The following is a 17,507-nucleotide window of genomic DNA, read 5'->3' as shown; positions in this document are numbered from 1 at the left end:
CAAAAATATTGGCCCGGATCTCCGGTCTTATTTGTAGAAGGAGGTGGTGAGCGGAACGAACAGACTGCCGCCCGACTTCACGTCGGCATGAACGAAAAGATCATTCACTCCGCTGATGTCCACCTCGAAGGTCTTGATCCCTTCGGAGACGGCCACGGTTCCGATCTTCAGCTTGATATCGGTATCGGCGTCCTGGACAAAGATTTCTTCGACATCCTTGCCGACGGCCGCCACTTGGAGATACAGCTTCGTATACTTGCCCTTCGGATAGAGCATGAAGCTGGCGCCGCGCGTGCCTGAAGAATTGTTGAAGAAGACGTCCTTATAGTCCTTGTCTCCGTATGTAGTAAGCTGCGGGTCCTTGGTCCGGAAGTCGCCGCTGAAGGTGCCGGCCACGGAGACGCCTTCGGCTTTTTCGCCCAGGTAGATGGTGTTGGTCTGCTGGTTGTAATCAATCGCTACGCCCAGCGCCTTGGACATCGAGCGTACCGGCAAATAGGTCGTATTGTTGTACACAATCGGCGCCAGGACGGCTCCGTTGTCATTCTGCGGCTGGAACGGCTGGCCGTTCACCTGGAATTTCATGGACGGGTTCAGGAAAGCCTTGATCGGCTTCAGATTGGCTCCGGCATAAGCTCCTGCGGCGGTGCACATAAAGACGAGTGCTGCGGTTCCGGCTGCGATCCATTTTTTCTGCATGACAACTCTCCTCGCTGGGTATCGAATTTGGAAAAGGCTGTATTCAAGCATAAATGATTGAATTTTGAAATAATATAGGCCGTTGGTCTTGAACCCAAAGACTGGAACCGCAGACGGGAAACCCAAGAATCGGCCGAACGGGTGCAGCGGGGTGTGCGAAAGCTGGGGGTTCTTAGCGAAACTACGCAAAAAAATGCTGTAAAGCCGCCGCGGCGGCTCTACAGCATCCTTGTGTCGATAAGCGGATATCCGGCAGTCCGAGATTACCGGTTCTGTTCCAGATCCTTGATGCCGGCATAGACCAGATCAAAGAGATCTTCCAGGCTCTCTTCCTCGATACAGGAGAAGGCGATGCGCAGATCGGTCTCGCCCAGGGCAATGGTGCCCAGTCCGTAGTTGTGAATCAGATGAACGCGCAGCTCTTCCGCCTGGACGGTGTGCAGCTTCAGACACATGAAATAACCGGAGTTGAACGGATAATACGTCCAGACTTCAGTGCCGTATTTGCCGCTGTCGAGCAGTTCCTTGACCTTGTTCGCGCGTCCCTTCATGATGCGGAACTTCGCATCCTTCTGCGCTTCAAAATCCGGTGCGCGCAGGGCATCCAGCACGAAGGTCTGCGACGGGTGCGGACCGCTTGAGATGGTGGCGCGGATAATGCCCATCGTCTTCTGCTCCAGCGCAGCCAGGACCTCCTTGCTCTCCGACGCGTAGGTAATGAAGCCGACCCGGAAGCCCCAGACATACTCTTCCTTCGTAGCTCCGTCCACCTTCACCGCCAATACGCGCGGATGCAGACCGGCCAGCTTGCCGAACAGCGACTCCTTGAGCGAATCTTCAAAGAACAGTCCGAAGTACGCATCGTCGCAGACGGCGACGATATTGACGCCTTCCTCGGCGGCGCGCAGGATGGAGGCGATGATCGCTTCGCCTTCGGCGGCCCCCGGCGTATAGCCGGTCGGATTGTTCGGGAAGTTAAGCAGCACGATGGCTTTGCCCTGGCCCTTGCGGGCGAGCAGCGCTTCCAGCAGGCCGTCGCTGTTGAACTTCATCTCTTCGGTGAAGAGCGGGTAGGTGACCATCTCGGCTCCCCGGCGGATGCCGAAGGTCAGGTCGTAATTCTCCCAGTTCTTGTCGGGATAGACCACGGCGTCCCCGGCTTCGGCGAACAGGTCGGCAACGATGCTCAGACCGTGCGTCAAGGCGTTCGTGGCAATGGGATTGCCGAACGATTTGCCTTCAAGCGACGGATTCTCCTTCACCATCTTCTCGCGCCAGGCGGCGCGAAGCTCAGGCTTGCCGGCGGGCGGCGCGTAGCCGTACAGATCCTTCGGCGAATAAGCCGACAGCTTCTCCTGAATGACGCCGAGGTGCATCGGCAGCCCCTTCTCGGTGGCGATGCCAATCGTCGCATTGTACTTCTTGGCATGGGCGGTAGCCTCCGCGGACTGGCTCAGAATTCCCTCTTTCGGAAAAAAAATCTCCCTGCCGAGCGCGGACAGCATGTCATAGACATGGCTGTTGCCGGCTTTGATGTTCTCGTTCAACTGGCCTGCTAATGCGTTCATCGAATTCATCCTTCCAGCTTGACATTGCCTAACATTATATCACCAGCCCCGGCGGGCGTCACTTCGATAAATGGCATTTTCCCGAAAATGTTAAACATCGGGTAATCCTCCCGCTCCCCGCCTCCCGGACACACCGTCTTGTTATCAAGAATAGAGAAGATTATAATGAACGTGCTAACAGGCTAACGAATGTTGGCATCGCTTTCATATAAGTCATCCAGGGAGGCTGAACAGATGGTGGACGTTAGAGGAAGATGGGCGCTGATTACGGGGGCAAGCCGGGGAATCGGCTATCAGGCGGCGTTGTTCATGGCCCGGCAGGGCTGCAACCTGATTCTGCACAGCCGGAACCTTGAACATTCGGCCCGAGTGGAGCGCGAAGCAAGAGAACTGGGCGTTGAAGCTTACGCCGTCCAGGCTGAGCTGGGTAAGCCGCAAGAGGTTGAAGCGATGCTGGACGAGATCGAGCGCAGAGGCACGCCGGTGGATATTATTCTGAACAATGCCGCCGTCCAGGTCGCCTACCGCACCGATTACTGGGCGACGCCCATCGGGGACTTCGAGCAGAGCTTCCGGATTAACTTCATCTCCATCGCGATGATCTGCGGCCGTCTGGTGCCAAAGATGATCGAGCGCGGCTTCGGGCGCGTCGTCAATACAACCAGCGGCATCCGCAACGAGCCGGAGCAGTCGGCCTATGCGGCGAGCAAAGCGGCGCTGGATAAATACACGAAGGATCTGGCCTCCCGTCTTGACGGCACCGACGTCATTCTCAGCCTGACCGATCCGGGCTGGTGCCGCACCGACCTCGGCGGGCCGAACGCGCCGGATGCTCCCGAGAGCGCCATTCCGGGAGTTGCCGTCGGAGCCTTCGTGAACGACCGCAAGAGCGGACGTTTCTTCCATGCCCAGCAGTTCACGGGGCTGTCGCTTGAGGAAGCGGTCGCGAAGGCGGAATCGCTGGAAGCGGTACCGTATACGATCTGACGGCACAGGCCTTCGGCCAAGAATCCCCAAGAAGACAATCAAGCCTGAACCCGGGCGCAGTCCCGCGGTTCAGGCTTGTTCGGCATTCTCCGGCATGTCAGGTCAGGAAGAGTGATACGGGCAGTATTTCTTCATCAGCGCAATCGTCTCTTCGTCCCGCGCGCCTTCGCGCTTCACCAGGCCGCCGATGACCGCTTCCCGTTCGTCTTCCTGCAGATTCTGGCCGAACTTGAATTTGGCCGTCAGCTCTTCCACATCAATGCGCACAACGGATACCGCCTTGAGCTGAGGGCGGTAACGCGGGTCTTCGGGCGTGATCGGATCATAGCCCCCCTGCGGCTGAAGCTTGGCCATGAACAGGGAGAGCGCCCGCGCCTTCTCGGCAAGGTCGGTTACGGTCTCCGCCCGGCCGCGGGCGGTCACGCTTTTGAAGTAGGCGGTGGCCGGGCAGGCCAAGGACGGATCGGTGAAATAGGACGGAATCAGCGCAACCTCGTCGGCCACCGAGAAAGTGACGGCGTCCCGGCTGCGGATGTCCTTCATTTTGCTCCCGGCATGGCTGCCGTGGAAATAGAAGGCCCCGTCCGCATAGACGAAATTCAACGGGGTCACCCGGGGGCGGCCTTCGCCGTCGACGGTGCCGAGAAAGCCGAACGTCATGCCGGCGAGGAAGGACTCCAGTTCTTCCGGCTGGTCGATTTGAAACTCTTGTCTTCGCATTATCGCTTCACTCCTTGCCGCGTCATGAGGCGGTTCATTGATTTTCAATCAGTCTACTTGCTGAATTGACAGGAAGAAAGGGCCGATTTATTGTATTTTTATTGGTCCAATTCTCTCAAAAAGGAGGCGGGGCGCCGTGGACTGGATGCCGACCCTGGCGTATGACCGGTATCTGGAGGAGCACCGGTACAAATATTTGGCGCTGTATCACGCCATGCGCGCCGCCATTCTGGACGGCGGCCTGCCCGCCGGTGCCCGCCTGCCGCCGACCCGCCGGCTTGCGGTGATGTTCGGCCTCTCGCGCGGCTCCGCCGCCCAGGTGTACGACATGCTGGCGGCGGACGGGTACGTCCGGGGAGAGACCGGACGCGGGACGTTCGTCGCCGGAGACGCGGACCGGAGGAGCGGCGCGCTGCCCGCCGGGAGCGGCGAAGAAGCCGGGGTCTCCCCGGGCGGCGGCCTGCGGCTCTCGCCCTGGGGACAACGCCTTGCGGCGTCGCTGGCGGGGATGCCCGGGGTAGCTGCCGAAGCCGCGGCAGACCCGGCCGCGGACCTCATCAGCTTCCGCGCAGGCGGAGCGGACCTGTCGCAGTTTCCGGTCGCCGGGTGGCGGCGGGCCTTGTCGGACGCGCTCGGAGCCGGCGGAGCGGAGCTGGCGCAGACCGCACCGCCCCAAGGGGACGAGGGGCTGCGGCGGGCCGTCGCCGCCCATCTGCGCCTTGCGCGCGGCATTTCCGCCGAGCCGAGCGAGATCATGATCTACCGCGGGTCGATGCAGGGCATCGTAGAATTGACGGCGCTGCTGCTTGCGCCCGGGGAGAAGGCGGTGACCGAGGACCCCGGCTTCCCGGGCATCCGCCGGGCGGTGGAAGCCGCGGGCGGCATTGCGGTCCCCGGGCGGGTAGACCGGGACGGACTCGTGCCGGGAGACTGGGACGCCCGGCTGGTGTTCGTCACGCCGGCCCGGCAGTATCCGACCGGCGCCGTCTTGCCGCTCTCGCGCCGCCGCCGGCTGCTGGAATGGGCCGCAGCGGCGGACGGCTATATTATCGAGGACGATTACGACAGCGAATTCCGCTGGTCGGGCCGGCCGATCGAGCCGCTGAAGGCGCTGGACCGCCATGGCCGGGTCCTCTACATCGGCTCCTTCTCCACGAGCATGTTCCCCGGCTTGCGCATCGGGTACGCCGTACTGCCGCCGGCGCTGGTCCGGCCGGCCGCCATGGCCCGGGCGCTGCCTGAGCCGGTGCCGGGCGGACTGCTGGAGCAGCGGGCCTTGGGCCGGTTCATGGCGCAGGGCGGCTACCTCCGGCACCTGCGCCGGATGACGCGCCTCTACGGGGCGCGGGGCCTTCTTCTCCGCTCGCTGCTGAAGGAGCGGCTTGGCGGGGTCTGGGAAGCCGCCCCGGGCGACGCGGGGCTGCATGTGTACGCGCGGTGGCTCGGAAGCGCCGAGGCCTACAGGCGCTACGGAGAAGCCGCGCGGCGGCGGGGCGTCGATTACGCCGATGCCGCCCGCTACCGGATGACGCCGGGGGAGCCCGCGGCGTGCTTCGCTTTTGCCCATCTGGATGAAGAGAAGCTGATCGAAGGGACGGAGCGCCTGGCGCTGGCCTGGTCGGATGTGCAAAACGGCCGCTGAACCGTTATCATACAGAGTAAGAGAGGAGGACTGGATATGCTGCATGCCGCGCCCAGCGACTTCGTCATTCTGCCCGCCCTGGCCAAAATCGTCTGCGAACCGGGATGGAAATGGCAGGTGCGGGAAAAGCCGCTGCCCAACTATGATCTGTTCTATATCTGGAGCGGCGAGGGAACGGTAGTCCGAAACGGAGAATCCTACCGGGTCGGGAAAGGGAGTTGCTTCTTGTTCCGTCCCGGCGATCAGACAAGCGCCACGCATAACCCTCAGAAGCCGCTTGTACTGACTTACATACATTTTGACGTATCGTCTCCCGTCACCGAGATTCCGCAGCCCTACCGCGTGCTGGAGGATACGCTGGAGTTCGAGCATATGCTGGCCCGCTATGTCCGGCTGTTCCTGGTGAAGACGTTCGCCGCCGAGGAGGAGGGGCAGCTTGTGCTCAAGCAGCTCATGATTCATCTGCTGCGGGAAGACCGGGTTCAGCCCGTGGAGCGCAATGCCAGCAATCAGCTTACGGAAGCGATCCATGAGATTGCGAACTACATCAGCCAGCATCCCGGCGCGTCCCACCGGGTCGAGGAGCTGGCGGCGCGGGCGGGTCTGTCGCCGCGTTATTTCTCCATCAAGTTCAAGGAGCTGATCGGCTCGTCCGTCCAATCCTATGTGATCCGGACGCGGATCGAGCGGGCCCAGCATCTGCTGCTCTACGCCGGGATGAATGTGACGGAAGTGGCGGATGCGCTCGGGTACCGGGACATTTTCTTCTTCAGCCGCCAATTCAAACAGTACACGGGCAAGAGCCCTTCCGAGATCAGATAGAGCGGTTTCACAGCCGGAACGCCGGGGTAAATACGCTTAGCATACAAGCTTTTACCGAACCGTTGACCACATCCGGAGGGAGCGAGCATCATGATAGCAAGACGCCGAATCTGCAACAACTGCGGCAGCCATGCCGGCGGAGGCAATCTGTTCCGCAGCCGGCTGCGCCGGCAGAGAGCCGAAGCCGTTACAGGCGAGAGCTGGTTCTAAATCCAACGGAATCCCAACTTCATCAGGAAGCGGCGGCCTGCCGGCCGCAAGAACCGCCGGGGTGCGCCTTTGGCGGTTTTTTTTGCGTTCTGCCCGAGGGGCGATGTGATTCAAACGGCGGGAATGGTCAATATAGTAAGGAGGAGAAACGGAAAGGAGAGAGACGACATGTATCAAATCGTATTGCTCCGCCATGGCGAGAGCGAATACAACCGGCAGAATCTGTTCACCGGCTGGAGCGACCCCGACCTGACAGAGAAAGGGGTAGAGGAGGCGCGGGCCGCCGGACGCACGCTCAAGGAGGCGGGATACACGTTCGATCTGGCATTTGCATCGGTGCTGAAGCGGTCGATCAAGACGCTGAACTACGTGCTGGAGGAGCTGGATCTGCTGTGGATTCCGGTGCAGAAGTCGTGGAAGCTCAATGAACGGCACTACGGCGCGCTCCAGGGCCTCAGCAAAATCGAAACCGCCGCCAAATACGGCGACGAGCAGCTTCAGATCTGGCGCCGCAGCCTGTCGGTGCGGCCGCCGCTTCTGACGGCGGACGACTCCCGCTACGCCCGGAACGACCGCCGCTATGCCGAGGTGCGTCCCGGCGACATTCCGCTGGGCGAGAGCCTGGAGGATACGGTCCACCGGGTCGGCGAGTTCTGGAACCAGCGAATCGTTCCGCTGGTCATGAAGAAGGAGAGAGTACTGATCTCGGCTCACGGCAATACGCTGAGAGCGCTCATCAAGTATATGGAAGATATTGACGAGACGGCGCTGCTCCATCTCAATATTCCGACCGGCATTCCGCTCGTCTATGAGCTGGACGATGAAGTGAAGCCGATCCGCCGGTTCTATCTCGGCGAACCGGAGAAGGTGGAGGAGAAGGCGCGGGAAGTCGCGAACCAGGGGAAGGTAACGGAATAATCTTCAAAAGGCACTCCCGCTCGAAGGAGCGAAGGAGTGCCTTCTTTGTTATTTATTCGTGGGTGGCCGGCCGAAAGGCCGTATTCCGGGCAGCTGGCGGTACGCCCGCTAGACCGGACGAATCATCGCGCCGAGCAGTTCGCCCATCTTCACCTTGACGCCGGCGGTCAGACCGGGCCTTGGGGTGAAGGTTCCGTTCTCCAACAGAAGCACGACGGTAGAGCCGAATTCAAAATAGGCGAGATCGTCGCCGATCTCCCAGGCGTCCGCTTCTTCATCGGTGTAGCGGATGCTGCTGACATTCATGGCGCCTACCTTCACTACGGCCGCTTCGCCGCCCGCTCCGGCAATATACGTAATCAGCCGCTCGTTGCGGCTGAGAACACCTCTCATATGTCTCATGCCGAATTCATTGACGGGATATGCCCGTCCGCGGATATGATCGCTCTCGACCTTGCGGCCGCTGATCGGCGCATGAATCCGGTGATAATCCGTCGGACTGAGGTACAGGATGAAGAAGAAGCCTCTCTTGTACAGCTCCAGATGCGGAGAGTGATTGAGCAGCTCCTCCAGCCGGTAATCCTGGCCTTTGACATTCAGTATCGTGCCGGAGTGAACCTCGCCCATGGCTGTGATCTGCGCGTCCACGGGACTGGCTACCCGGTCTGCGCCTTCTGCCACCGGACGCATGCCCGGCTTAAGCCGCCGGCTGAAGAATTCATTCAGCGAGCGGTACTGGCCGGGATCTTTCTCCGCCTCGTCGACCGGAATTTGATAAAGCCGGATGAAGGCGGGAATGAAGTAGCGGCTGATTCTGCTGTGGGAACAAGCTCCCATGAACCGGGACAGCCATCGGTGCGAGGAGAGCTCGGTCATCAGCCGCAGCAATTGTTTTACCATGCCCATCTCCCTTCCATGATGCAGAGTGGAAAGCCCCGGAGCCCGGAACCTTCCACTCTGCATTATCTTGACATAGAACGGAAGACAAATCAATAACCGCTGTTCACGGCTGCCGCTGCTCCAGCAGATAGCGGGCGTAGCCCATTGGCCGCCGGTAACTCTCCTTCCAGACCTCCGGAAGTCCCGCTTTCAGAAATCCGTATCTCTGATCCCGCCCGTTGCATTCAATGAAGAAGAGCTGTCCGTTCCGGTCGATTCCAAGGTCCAGGCCAAGATCTGCAAGACCCGGCAGGCGCGGCTCCAGCGCCCGGGCAATCTCCAGAGCAAGCGCGCCTGCCGACATGCGCAGATGGGCTGCCAGAGGACCGGGAAAGACCCGGTCCAGCAGCCGGGAGGACGGAAGGGCTGAGCCTCCCCGGGCTACGTTGGAGATGAAGCTGCCGGGAGGGGCCAGCTTGGCGAACAAGCCGGTTACGCCCCATTCTCCGCCCCAGCCCTTCTGCACCGTGACCCGAAGATCGAACGGGCTGCCGTCCGCCTCGGCCAGAGGGATGCGTTCCTGCGCCAGGTAAGGCACAGCGCCGAGGCGCGCAGCCAGTCTCTGCGGCAGCCGTTCCTCGTTAAAACCGATCTGTGACAGCCGGCGGCTTCCCGCCGGCCGGTAGGTCCAGACCCAGCCGCTTCCCTTCCGCGTCAGGCGCATGACGCCTTCGCCTACGCTGCCCCGGCACGGCTTCAGAATAATATCGCCGCAGCGCAGCATAAGTCTGCGGAGCCCCGGGAGCCCGGTCTCGGTATCCGGAAGATGGCGGCGGAGGGCCGGGACATCGGCCAGCAGCCGGTGAATCTCATCCTTGCCCCGGCGCGTGTTCCGGTTAAAGACGACGCTTCCGGCTGCGGCCAGAGCCTCCGTTCCCCGGCTGTCCGGTCCATAGATTGCCCGGTTGTGAATAACGGCGGGGAGCGGCAGTTCCTCTCGCCGGTATCCGCCGCGCCGGCGAATATAGGCGCGGCATGTTCGGGAGGGGATATCAATGTCCGCGAGCTTCAGGTAGCAGGGAACCAGGCCGAAAGCGGCGGCGGCTTCTTCGTAATTATGCAGCGATTCCTGCCCCGTTGCTCCGTGGGGGATGCCCCGGTGCACCGCGGCATTCATCAGAATTCCGACGAGATTCTGCTCCATACCTGCTTCCCTCCCGGATGCTTAGGCGCGCTTGGCAGGCGGCCTTCTCCCTCATTCTATGCTCCGCCTGTGCCTTTGGGGTGGACCAATGTGCGGGGGCAGCCGCCCCTTTGCCGGAAGAACGCGAATCTCCCTCCTTCGCAGCCGGGATAAGGCAGATCATGGCGCCTATGGGACCGTATAGTGTCATTCGCCCATATACCCGCATACGATGGCCTGAGAAGCAATCATCCGTCAAGGAGGGGAGTGCCTGTGGGCAAAATCAGAAAGAAACCGAGCGGCCGTGCTCCAAAACGCCTGTTCGTTGTCGATAACCCCGATATTATGGAGCTGTGTCTGCTGGAGCAAGGCCGCTCGGAGGTAACGGAGGGAGCCGCAGCGTCGGAAGAGATGACGATCCATGCGGCCGCGCCCGCGTTTGCAGGGGAGTTCACCGGGGAACCGGAGGGAATCGAGGTGGATGCGGGCGAGGACTTGGAGCCGGCGGACACGGGAATTTCAGAAGGTGAAGAGGAATCGGCGGGAACGGCTCCGGCAGCTTCCGGTGAAGGAGTGCCTGAGGAAGACGAAGGCAGCAAGCCCGTACAGCCGGATCGGCGGCGGACGCTCGTCTACACGGATGATCTGTCGGACGCTGCAGTTACCGCCAGCAAGCTGGCCCCCCGGAGCGTAGACGGTTCCAAGCTCAAGTATGGCAGCATCGGCTCTCCCTGGATTCAGGATTACGCGGTTCAGGGCATCCATATTGCCGAACACGCTGTGACCTCTGCCAAGATCGCGCCCGCCTCGGTTACCGGCGAGCATCTGGCCGAAGCCAGCGTATCCGGCGGCAAGCTGTTGGACCGTTCCATCGGCGGAGAGAAGCTGAAAGACGGAAGCATTGGTCCCGACAAGCTCGCCGACCGGATCATCGGCGGCGACAAAATCGCCGACGGAGCGCTGGAGAGCCGCCACCTGAGCCGGTTCGTCGTTACAGGGGAAGTGCTCGAGGACGGCTCGGTAACCGGAGACAAAATTGCAAGCGGAGCGGTCGTCGGACGTCATCTGGAAGGCGGCAGTATCGACGCCTCCAAGCTGGCGGGAGGCGCGGTTACAGGAGCCGCGATCTCGGCAGGAGCGGTGGACGCTTCCAAGCTGGCCGATCGGGCGGTGGAAGGCCGCCATATCGGAACCGGCGTCATTACGGCGGAGCATCTGGCTCCGGGAGCCATCGGAAGCGGCCAGCTGGCCGGACGGATCATCGGAAGCGGCCAGCTGCAAGCCGGTGCTGTGGAGCGGGGCCATCTGGCGGACGGAGCGGTCGGGGCCGGGAAGCTGGCGGCCGAAGCGATCCGCAGCCAGCATCTGGCGCCGGAGAGTGTCCAGGGAGCCCACATCGCCGAAGGGGAAATCGCCGGCCGCCATATCGCGCCCCGGGGAATTACCAGCCGTCAGCTTGCGGAGAGCAGCGTCGGGACGGCCCAGCTGGTGGAGCAGGCGGTCACTTCGTCCAAAATCGCGGATCAGAGTATCCCGGGCACTAAGCTGTGCGATGAAAGCATCGGCTCCCGCCATCTGGCGAAGGCATCGGTTCGGTCGATGCATCTGGCGGCCGGGTCGGTAGGCAATGCGCAGCTCCAGCTGGATTCTGTCGATGGCGAGCGAATTGCGCCCGAGGCGGTGGGTTCCCGCCATTTGCAGGCCGATGCGGTGCAGACTGCCCACCTGGACGCCGAGTCGGTCCGCTCCCGGCAGCTTGCGCCGGGAGCGGTCGGAAGCGGACACTTGGCCGAAGGCAGCATCACTGCGGCGAAGCTGGCAGGCGGCAGCGTCACCGGACCGAAGCTGGCGGCCGAAGCGGTCGGCTCTGCCGCAATCGCCAAAGGAGCCGTCAGCGGAGAGCATATCGCTCTCTGCACGGTCGAGGAGCAGCATTTGGCGGACGGCAGCGTCGGAAGCCGGGTTCTTCAGGAGGGAGCGATCGGCGCCGGACATCTGGCGGACGGGATCATCGAAGAGCGGCACCTGCACCGGGGCAGTATCGGCGCCGAGGCGCTGCGCGCCGGGACCGTGACTTCCGGCCACCTGGCGGACGGAGCGGTCCAGAGCCGGAATCTGGCAGCCGAAGCGGTGCTGCCCCATCATTTGTCCGACTATGCCGTCACGCCGCTGAAGCTGTCGCCGGAGAGCGTCGTGACCGACAAGCTCGGCAACCTGGCCGTTACCGGTGCGAAGCTGGCGGACGGCGCAGTCGGCCCGGAGAAGCTGGCGAAAGAGGCGGTTGGCGGAGAGCATCTGGCGGCTGGAGCCGTAGAGGGCCGTCACCTGGCGGCTGGAACCGTAGAAGGCCGTCACCTGGCGTACGGCACAGTGAGCTTGAAGCACCTGGCCGCAGAGGTCTGCGGGCCGGAACTGCTTCCCGACAGCAGCGTCACGGGCGAGAAGCTGGCTTCGGGCAGCGTGGGACCGGAGCAACTGGCCCCGGGCTCGGTCGGAACGTCCGCGCTCCAGGAAGGCGCGGTGGATGGCAGCCATCTGTCCGCATCGTCCGTAGGTTCCTTCCATCTTCAAGATGGCAGCGTCACGGGCGAGAAGCTGGCTCCGGGCAGCGTCGGGCCGGAGCAACTGGCCCCGGGCTCGGTCGGAACGTTCGCGCTCCAGGAAGGTGCGGTGGAAGGCAGGCATCTGTCCGCCTCATCCGTAGGTTCTCTTCATCTAGAGGACGGCAGCGTCACGGGCGAGAAGCTGGCTCCGGGCAGCGTTGGTTCGGAGCAGCTGGCCCCAGGCTCGGTCGGAACGTCCGCGCTCCAGAAAGGCGCGGTGGACGGGAGCCATCTGTCCGCCTCATCCGTAAGTTCTATTCATCTAGAGGACGGTAGCATCACAAGCGAGAAGCTGGCTCCGAGCAGCGTCGGGCCGGAGCAACTGGCCCCGGGCTCGGTCGGAACGTTCGCGCTCCAGGAAGGTGCGGTGGAAGGCAGCCATCTGTCCGCCTCATCCGTAGGTTCTCTTCATCTAGAGGACGGCAGCATCACAAGCGAGAAGCTGGCCTTGGGCAGCGTGGGACCGAAGCAGCTGGCTTCAGGCAGCGTGGGGCCGGAGCAGCTGGCCCCGGGGTCGGTCGGAACGTCCGCGCTCCAGGAAGGCGCGGTGGAAGGCAGCCATCTGTCCGCTTCATCCGTAAGTTCTCTTCATCTAGAGGACGGCAGCATCACAAGCGAGAAGCTGGCTCCGAGCAGCGTCGGGCCGGAGCAGCTGGCCCCAGGCTCGGTCGGAACGTCCGCACTCCAGAAAGGCGCGGTGGACGGGAGCCATCTGTCCGCATCGTCCGTAAGTTCTATTCATCTAGAGGACGGCAGCATCACAAGCGAGAAGCTGGCTCCGAGCAGCGTCGGGCCGGAGCAGCTGGCTCCGAGCAGCGTGGGGCCGGAGCAACTGGCCCCGGGGGCGGTCGGAACGTCCGCGATTCAGGAGGATGCGGTGGGAGGCAGCCATCTGTCCGCTTCATCCGTAAGTTCTCTTCATCTAGAGGACGGCAGCGTCACGGGCGAGAAGCTGGCTCCGAGCAGCGTGGGGCCGGAGCAACTGGCCCCGGGCTCGGTCGGAACGTCCGCGATTCAGGAAGGAGCGGTAAGCCTCATTCACTTGGCCGCAGAGGTCTGCGGACCGGAGCTTTTGCCGGACGGCAGTATCACGGGAGAGAAATTGGCATCGGAGACGGTGGACGCCTCCCATCTTGCTCTCTCAAGCGTACATGGCAGCCATCTTGCCGAAGAGACGATCGAAGGGCGGCATATTAAAAAGGGTACGATTACTCTGGCGCATCTGGGAAATGAATTCTGCGCCGCAGATCTGCTGGAAGACGGCTGCTTGGAGCCGCGCCACTTCTCGTCTGGCATTACGTTTGTCGAGCTATTGCCGGACGGCAGTGTCGCGGGCGAGAAGCTGGCATCGGGCAGCGTAGGGCCGGAGCAGCTGGCTCCGGGCTCGGTCGGAGCGTCCGCGCTTCAGGAGGGCGCGGTAGACGGAAACCATCTGGCCCCAGGCTCGGTCGGAGCATCCGCGCTTCAGGAAGGCGCAGTAAGCGGCAGCCATCTGTCCGCGTCGTCCGTAAGTTCCTTCCATCTTCAAGATGGAAGCATCACGGGCGAGAAGCTGGCAACGGGCAGCGTCGGGCCGGAGCAGCTGGCTCCGGGCTCGGTCGGAGCGTCCGCGCTTCAGGAAGGCGCAGTAAGCGGCAGCCATCTGTCCGCGTCGTCCGTAAGTTCCTTCCATCTTCAAGATGGAAGCGTCACGGGCGAGAAGCTGGCTTCGGGCAGCGTGGGACCGGAGCAGCTGGCTCCGGGCTCGGTCGGGGCGTCCGCGCTTCAGGAAGGCGCAGTAAGTGGCAGCCATCTGTCCGCGTCGTCCGTAAGTTCACTTCATCTAGAGGACGGCAGCGTCACGGGCGAGAAGCTGGCTTTGGGCAGCATCGGGCCGGAGCAGCTGGCCCCGGGAGCGGTTGGAACGTCCGCGCTTCAGGAAGGCGCAGTAAGCGGCAGCCATCTGTCCGCGTCGTCCGTAGGTTCCGCCCATCTACAAGACGGCAGCGTGCTAGAGAATCACCTGGCGGACGGTGCCATACACTCCCGCCACTTGGCCGACGGGTCGGTGGAACCGGAGCATCTCCGGTTCGTGCCGGTTCACAGCGGCGGAGGACGCTCTGCGCTGCAGCAGTTCGGAATGACCGCCTTCATGTTCGTCGGAACCGCTGTCCACACCGAGGTTACCCTCACGTTCGATGAGCCCTACGGTCATACCGGTTATGTGCTGGTAGCGATGACGAACCAGCCTTTCTTCCAGGCCTCCCTCAAGAGCCGGGACTGCGGCAGCGCCGTCGTGCAGATTGTCCGGCTGCAGAATACGCCGCATTTCTATGGCGTGCTGTCCTGGATTGCCATCGGCCCGCCCTCTTTTGAAGAGGAACAGAATCGTCCTTTTGATTAATTGGACCCTCCATTGTTTCACAAGCAAGGAACAGAACCGGTCCATCGGCGGCCCGGTTCTGTTCTTCTTTGCGTTTCGGGGGCGGTCAGGGACAATGGCCGTGGCCGCGCCGAATTCTGGACATAGACTGTGAATGAACGTGCTGCAAGACGAGGGAAGCATCCGGCAAGTGAGGTGGATGAGCTTGAAATCCAGAAACGGAAAATCCCCAGGCAGACCGGCAGGTACGGGAAGCCGCAGAGCACGGGGACGCATGAAGAGAGCGGCAGTCCGAAAGACGGGCAGATCGGGCGGTTCCGTTCAGAAAGGCGCGCAGCTTCGGATGCTGCGGGCGGACGGAGGTCCCTCCGTATCCGTCATCATCCCGGCAATGAATGAGGCCGGGACCATCGCGGCCGTCATCGCCGCGGCCCGGTCGGTTGCTCCGGGGACCGAAGTGATCGTCGTTGACAACGGCTCCTCGGACGGGACGGGCAAAATTGCCGCAGCGGCAGGCGCCCGGGTGCTGAACTTTCCGGAGCCGCTCGGCCACGATGTCGGCCGCCGGGCGGGAGCGAGGGAGGCGAGCGGCGATATTCTGCTTTTTCTTGACGCGGATATGGTAATTCCGGCCGCACGGCTTCGCCCGTTCGTGGAGGCGGTAGCCGTGGGGGCAGACGTAGCGCTCAACGATTATTCCGGGCCGGTCTCCCGTCGACAGCCTCATCCGGTCGTGCTGGCCAAGCATGGGCTTAACGCGCTGCTTGGCCGCCCGGATCTGAAAGGCTGCTCCCTGACGGCAGTTCCCCACGCGCTGAGCCGGCAAGCGGCGGAGCGGCTTGGCGATCTGCTTGCCGTCCCACCCGCAGCCTTGGCCCGAGCCGTGCTGGACGGTCTGCGGGTTGTCCGGGCTTCGCATGTGCCCGTTGGCCGGCTCAATCCGGTCCGGCGCCGGAACGCGGGGCGCGATCCGCTGCAGGATGTGGTCTTCGCCGACCACTTGGCGGCAATGGAACTTCTGCTGCGGGAGCGGGGGCCCCGCGCAGGCTTCACGGACGGCGCCCGCCGAAGGGAGATGGTGCGATGAAGAGCAGCCGCGAAGTCCGGAAGGGGAGACGCAGCGCAGGCTTCGCCTGTCGGGGCAAGACGCTTCCGGCCAGCGCCGCCAAGAGACAGGGACAGGGACGGAGAGAGGCGGGGACCGGCCGTTCCGGCCGGCGTCCCGGCGGGTTGGGAAGGCCGAGACGCAACGGAACCGGTGCGTCCGCTGCGGCCAACGCCGCCCTTGCCCCCCGGGCCGCCTATGCGCCCCGGGTTACTCCCGGCGGCCCGTTCCCGCCGCTGCGGGAGCGCCTGTCCGTTATTGTCACGGCGCGCAATGAAGAGCAGACGCTGCCGGCTGTACTCCGCCAAGCCGCAAGGCTCAAGCCCGACGAGCTGATCGTCGTGCTCAACGGATGCACGGACGGCAGCTACGCAGCCGCACGCCGCTTCCCGGAAGTGATCATCGTTCATTGCCCGGAGGCGGCAGGCCACGACGTAGGCCGCGGCATCGGAGCGAAGCTCGCCCGGGGCGGCATTCTGCTGTTCCTCGACGGAGATCTTCCGATTGCGGCCGAGGACCTGTATCCCTTTGCCGCCGCCGTAGACAAAGGGACAGACGCCGCCCTCAACGATCTTGGACCGCTATTGCCCCCGTTCTCCGCCGCAGATACCGTGACGCGCTGCAAGCTGCTGTTGAATGAAGCGCTCGGGCGGAGGGATCTCGGCGCCGCTTCGATGACGGCGGTTCCGCATGCTCTCTCGCGGCGGGCTCTGGAGACAATCGGTCCTTCGGGGCTCGCCGTACCGCCGAGGGCGCAGGCGATCGCCGTTCTGGAAGGGCTGCGCGTCGAGACGGCCGGAACGGTCGATGTGATCCGCCGCAACCGCCGCCGGGGCGCCGACAACACGGGAAGCGGCAACCGGATGGAGCAGCTCATTGCCGGCGATCATGCCGAAGCGCTGGGAGAACTGCTGGCCCGGCGGGGCGCAGAGGGCCGTTCTCTTCCTCCGGGGTGCAGGCTCCCCGGGTCTGGTCATCTGTCTCCGCAGAATACGGCATACCGCCGGATCGTGGCGGCATGGAGGAACGCGAAATGACAACGAGCATTATCATTCCGACTTACAACGGTCTGCCGCTGCTTCGTTCCTGCATCGCTTCCATTCGGGAAGCGACGCCGGAGCCGCACGAGCTGCTTGTTATCGACAATGAATCGGACGACGGCACCGGCGAGTTCTGCCGGATGGAGCGGATCGCCTTCATTTCGCTTCCCCGCAATCTGGGATTTCCCGCTGCCTGCAATTACGGGCTTGCGCTGGCCTCGGGCGATGAGCTGCTGCTGCTTAACAATGATGTGGTGGTAGCGCCAGGATGGCTCGCCAATCTGAAGGCGGCGCTGTACAGCGCGCCCGACATTGGTCTGGTAGGGCCGGTCACGAATTATGCCAGCGGGCGGCAGCAGGTGACGGTCGATTGCAGCGGACCGGGCGGATTCAGGGAAGCCGCCGCCAAGTGGAATGTCCCCGATCCGTCGCGGTGGCGGGAGACCCGGCGTCTGGTCGGCCTCTGTCTGCTGTTCCGGCGCGAGGTGCTGGAGGCGCTGGGGCCGCTGGATGAGCGTTTTTCACCGGGGCATTATGAGGATGATGACTATTCCTACCGTGCCCGGTTGAAGGGCTATCGGCTTCTGATTGCAGGCGATTGTCTGGTCCATCACGAGGGGAGCGCCAGCTTCCGAAGTCTCCGGCCGGCCGGATGGCAGGAATTGGTTGAACGCAATCGCCGCCAGTTTCAGGAGAAATGGGGCGTCGATCCGCTGGATTTTGTGTAGAAGAAGGAGTCGCTGCGCAAGAACCGGAAGATTAGGCAGGC

Annotated in this window: 13 protein-coding genes; 8 read left to right on the top strand and 5 right to left on the bottom strand. The window is 63.0% G+C overall.

The genetic code is table 11. The annotated features are described in order from the left end of the window. Positions 1-27 precede the first annotated feature (27 nt). Positions 28-699, bottom strand: coding sequence for a stalk domain-containing protein (locus F4V43_RS00095; RefSeq protein ID WP_150456202.1), 672 nt, complete (start codon positions 697-699; stop codon positions 28-30). A 263-nt stretch (positions 700-962) separates the two neighbouring features. Beyond that, entirely contained in the window at positions 963-2,267 is a 1,305-nt protein-coding gene (locus tag F4V43_RS00090) for an aminotransferase class I/II-fold pyridoxal phosphate-dependent enzyme (protein ID WP_150456201.1), read from the bottom strand. A gap of 234 nt (positions 2,268-2,501) precedes the next feature. On the opposite strand from F4V43_RS00090, the gene F4V43_RS00085 reads away from it, so the two are divergent. Beyond that, the gene (locus F4V43_RS00085) at positions 2,502-3,254 is read left to right on the top strand and encodes an SDR family NAD(P)-dependent oxidoreductase (protein ID WP_150456200.1); all 753 of its coding nucleotides are present in this window, start codon (positions 2,502-2,504) and stop codon (positions 3,252-3,254) included. Between the two features lie 102 nt (positions 3,255-3,356). Here F4V43_RS00085 and F4V43_RS00080 read toward each other — a convergent pair whose 3' ends face one another. Further along, a complete protein-coding gene (locus F4V43_RS00080; protein WP_150456199.1) occupies positions 3,357-3,974 on the bottom strand; it encodes a pyridoxamine 5'-phosphate oxidase family protein in 618 nt (205 codons plus the stop codon). 145 nt (positions 3,975-4,119) lie between these two features. Here F4V43_RS00080 and F4V43_RS00075 point away from each other — a divergent pair, with 145 nt between their 5' ends. The 3 genes from F4V43_RS00075 (at position 4,120) to gpmA (ending at position 7,566) form a co-directional block, all read left to right on the top strand. Next, on the top strand, positions 4,120-5,616 hold the full coding sequence (locus F4V43_RS00075; protein WP_150456316.1) for a PLP-dependent aminotransferase family protein: 1,497 nt from the start codon (positions 4,120-4,122) through the stop codon (positions 5,614-5,616). A 36-nt stretch (positions 5,617-5,652) separates the two neighbouring features. After that, complete coding sequence (locus F4V43_RS00070) at positions 5,653-6,438, top strand: helix-turn-helix domain-containing protein (RefSeq protein WP_150456198.1); 786 nt, start codon at positions 5,653-5,655, stop codon at positions 6,436-6,438. Positions 6,439-6,816: 378 nt separating this feature from the next. Next, positions 6,817-7,566 carry a 2,3-diphosphoglycerate-dependent phosphoglycerate mutase gene (gene gpmA, locus F4V43_RS00065; protein ID WP_150456197.1) on the top strand — a complete coding sequence of 250 codons (750 nt, stop codon included), beginning with the start codon at positions 6,817-6,819 and terminating at the stop codon, positions 7,564-7,566. Positions 7,567-7,674: 108 nt separating this feature from the next. Here the strand turns inward: gpmA and asd are convergent, their stop codons facing one another. Both asd and F4V43_RS00055 read right to left on the bottom strand, forming a co-directional pair. Beyond that, positions 7,675-8,466 (bottom strand): archaetidylserine decarboxylase, encoded by a 792-nt coding sequence (gene asd / locus F4V43_RS00060; protein ID WP_150456196.1) that lies wholly within the window; start codon positions 8,464-8,466, stop codon positions 7,675-7,677. Positions 8,467-8,569: 103 nt separating this feature from the next. Further along, the gene (locus F4V43_RS00055) at positions 8,570-9,649 is read right to left on the bottom strand and encodes a YheC/YheD family protein (RefSeq protein WP_150456195.1); all 1,080 of its coding nucleotides are present in this window, start codon (positions 9,647-9,649) and stop codon (positions 8,570-8,572) included. 252 nt (positions 9,650-9,901) lie between these two features. Between F4V43_RS00055 and F4V43_RS00050 the strand changes: the two genes are divergently transcribed. The 4 genes from F4V43_RS00050 to F4V43_RS00035 all read left to right on the top strand — a co-directional run bounded on the left by F4V43_RS00050 (position 9,902) and on the right by F4V43_RS00035 (position 17,466). Next, on the top strand, positions 9,902-14,614 hold the full coding sequence (locus F4V43_RS00050; RefSeq protein ID WP_150456194.1) for a WIAG-tail domain: 4,713 nt from the start codon (positions 9,902-9,904) through the stop codon (positions 14,612-14,614). 253 nt (positions 14,615-14,867) lie between these two features. After that, on the top strand, positions 14,868-15,680 hold the full coding sequence (locus F4V43_RS00045; protein WP_150456193.1) for a glycosyltransferase family 2 protein: 813 nt from the start codon (positions 14,868-14,870) through the stop codon (positions 15,678-15,680). Then, positions 15,677-16,735 carry a glycosyltransferase family 2 protein gene (locus tag F4V43_RS00040; protein WP_150456192.1) on the top strand — a complete coding sequence of 353 codons (1,059 nt, stop codon included), beginning with the start codon at positions 15,677-15,679 and terminating at the stop codon, positions 16,733-16,735. The genes F4V43_RS00045 and F4V43_RS00040 overlap by 4 nt, the downstream gene beginning before the upstream one ends. Next, a complete protein-coding gene (locus tag F4V43_RS00035; protein ID WP_150456191.1) occupies positions 16,732-17,466 on the top strand; it encodes a glycosyltransferase family 2 protein in 735 nt (244 codons plus the stop codon). The genes F4V43_RS00040 and F4V43_RS00035 overlap by 4 nt, the downstream gene beginning before the upstream one ends. The last annotated feature ends 41 nt before the right edge of the window (positions 17,467-17,507 follow it).

Origin of the sequence: Paenibacillus spiritus (genome assembly GCF_008710135.1) — a bacterium.
GTDB classification, from domain to species: Bacteria; Bacillota; Bacilli; order Paenibacillales; family Paenibacillaceae; genus Paenibacillus_AQ; species Paenibacillus_AQ glufosinatiresistens.
Note: the sequence above shows the minus strand (reverse complement) of the source record. Positions and strands in the feature narration are given on the sequence as shown.

Excerpts from the sequence above, each read along its gene's own strand:
- F4V43_RS00095 (WP_150456202.1), bottom strand. The coding sequence starts at position 699 with ATGCAGAAAAAATGGATCGCAGCCGGAACCGCAGCACTCGTCTTTATG.
- F4V43_RS00090 (WP_150456201.1), bottom strand. The coding sequence starts at position 2,267 with ATGAACGCATTAGCAGGCCAGTTGAACGAGAACATCAAAGCCGGCAAC.
- F4V43_RS00085 (WP_150456200.1), top strand. The coding sequence starts at position 2,502 with ATGGTGGACGTTAGAGGAAGATGGGCGCTGATTACGGGGGCAAGCCGG.
- F4V43_RS00080 (WP_150456199.1), bottom strand. The coding sequence starts at position 3,974 with ATGCGAAGACAAGAGTTTCAAATCGACCAGCCGGAAGAACTGGAGTCC.
- F4V43_RS00075 (WP_150456316.1), top strand. The coding sequence starts at position 4,120 with ATGCCGACCCTGGCGTATGACCGGTATCTGGAGGAGCACCGGTACAAA.
- F4V43_RS00070 (WP_150456198.1), top strand. The coding sequence starts at position 5,653 with ATGCTGCATGCCGCGCCCAGCGACTTCGTCATTCTGCCCGCCCTGGCC.
- gpmA (WP_150456197.1), top strand. The coding sequence starts at position 6,817 with ATGTATCAAATCGTATTGCTCCGCCATGGCGAGAGCGAATACAACCGG.
- asd (WP_150456196.1), bottom strand. The coding sequence starts at position 8,466 with ATGGTAAAACAATTGCTGCGGCTGATGACCGAGCTCTCCTCGCACCGA.
- F4V43_RS00055 (WP_150456195.1), bottom strand. The coding sequence starts at position 9,649 with ATGGAGCAGAATCTCGTCGGAATTCTGATGAATGCCGCGGTGCACCGG.
- F4V43_RS00045 (WP_150456193.1), top strand. The coding sequence starts at position 14,868 with ATGAAGAGAGCGGCAGTCCGAAAGACGGGCAGATCGGGCGGTTCCGTT.
- F4V43_RS00040 (WP_150456192.1), top strand. The coding sequence starts at position 15,677 with ATGAAGAGCAGCCGCGAAGTCCGGAAGGGGAGACGCAGCGCAGGCTTC.
- F4V43_RS00035 (WP_150456191.1), top strand. The coding sequence starts at position 16,732 with ATGACAACGAGCATTATCATTCCGACTTACAACGGTCTGCCGCTGCTT.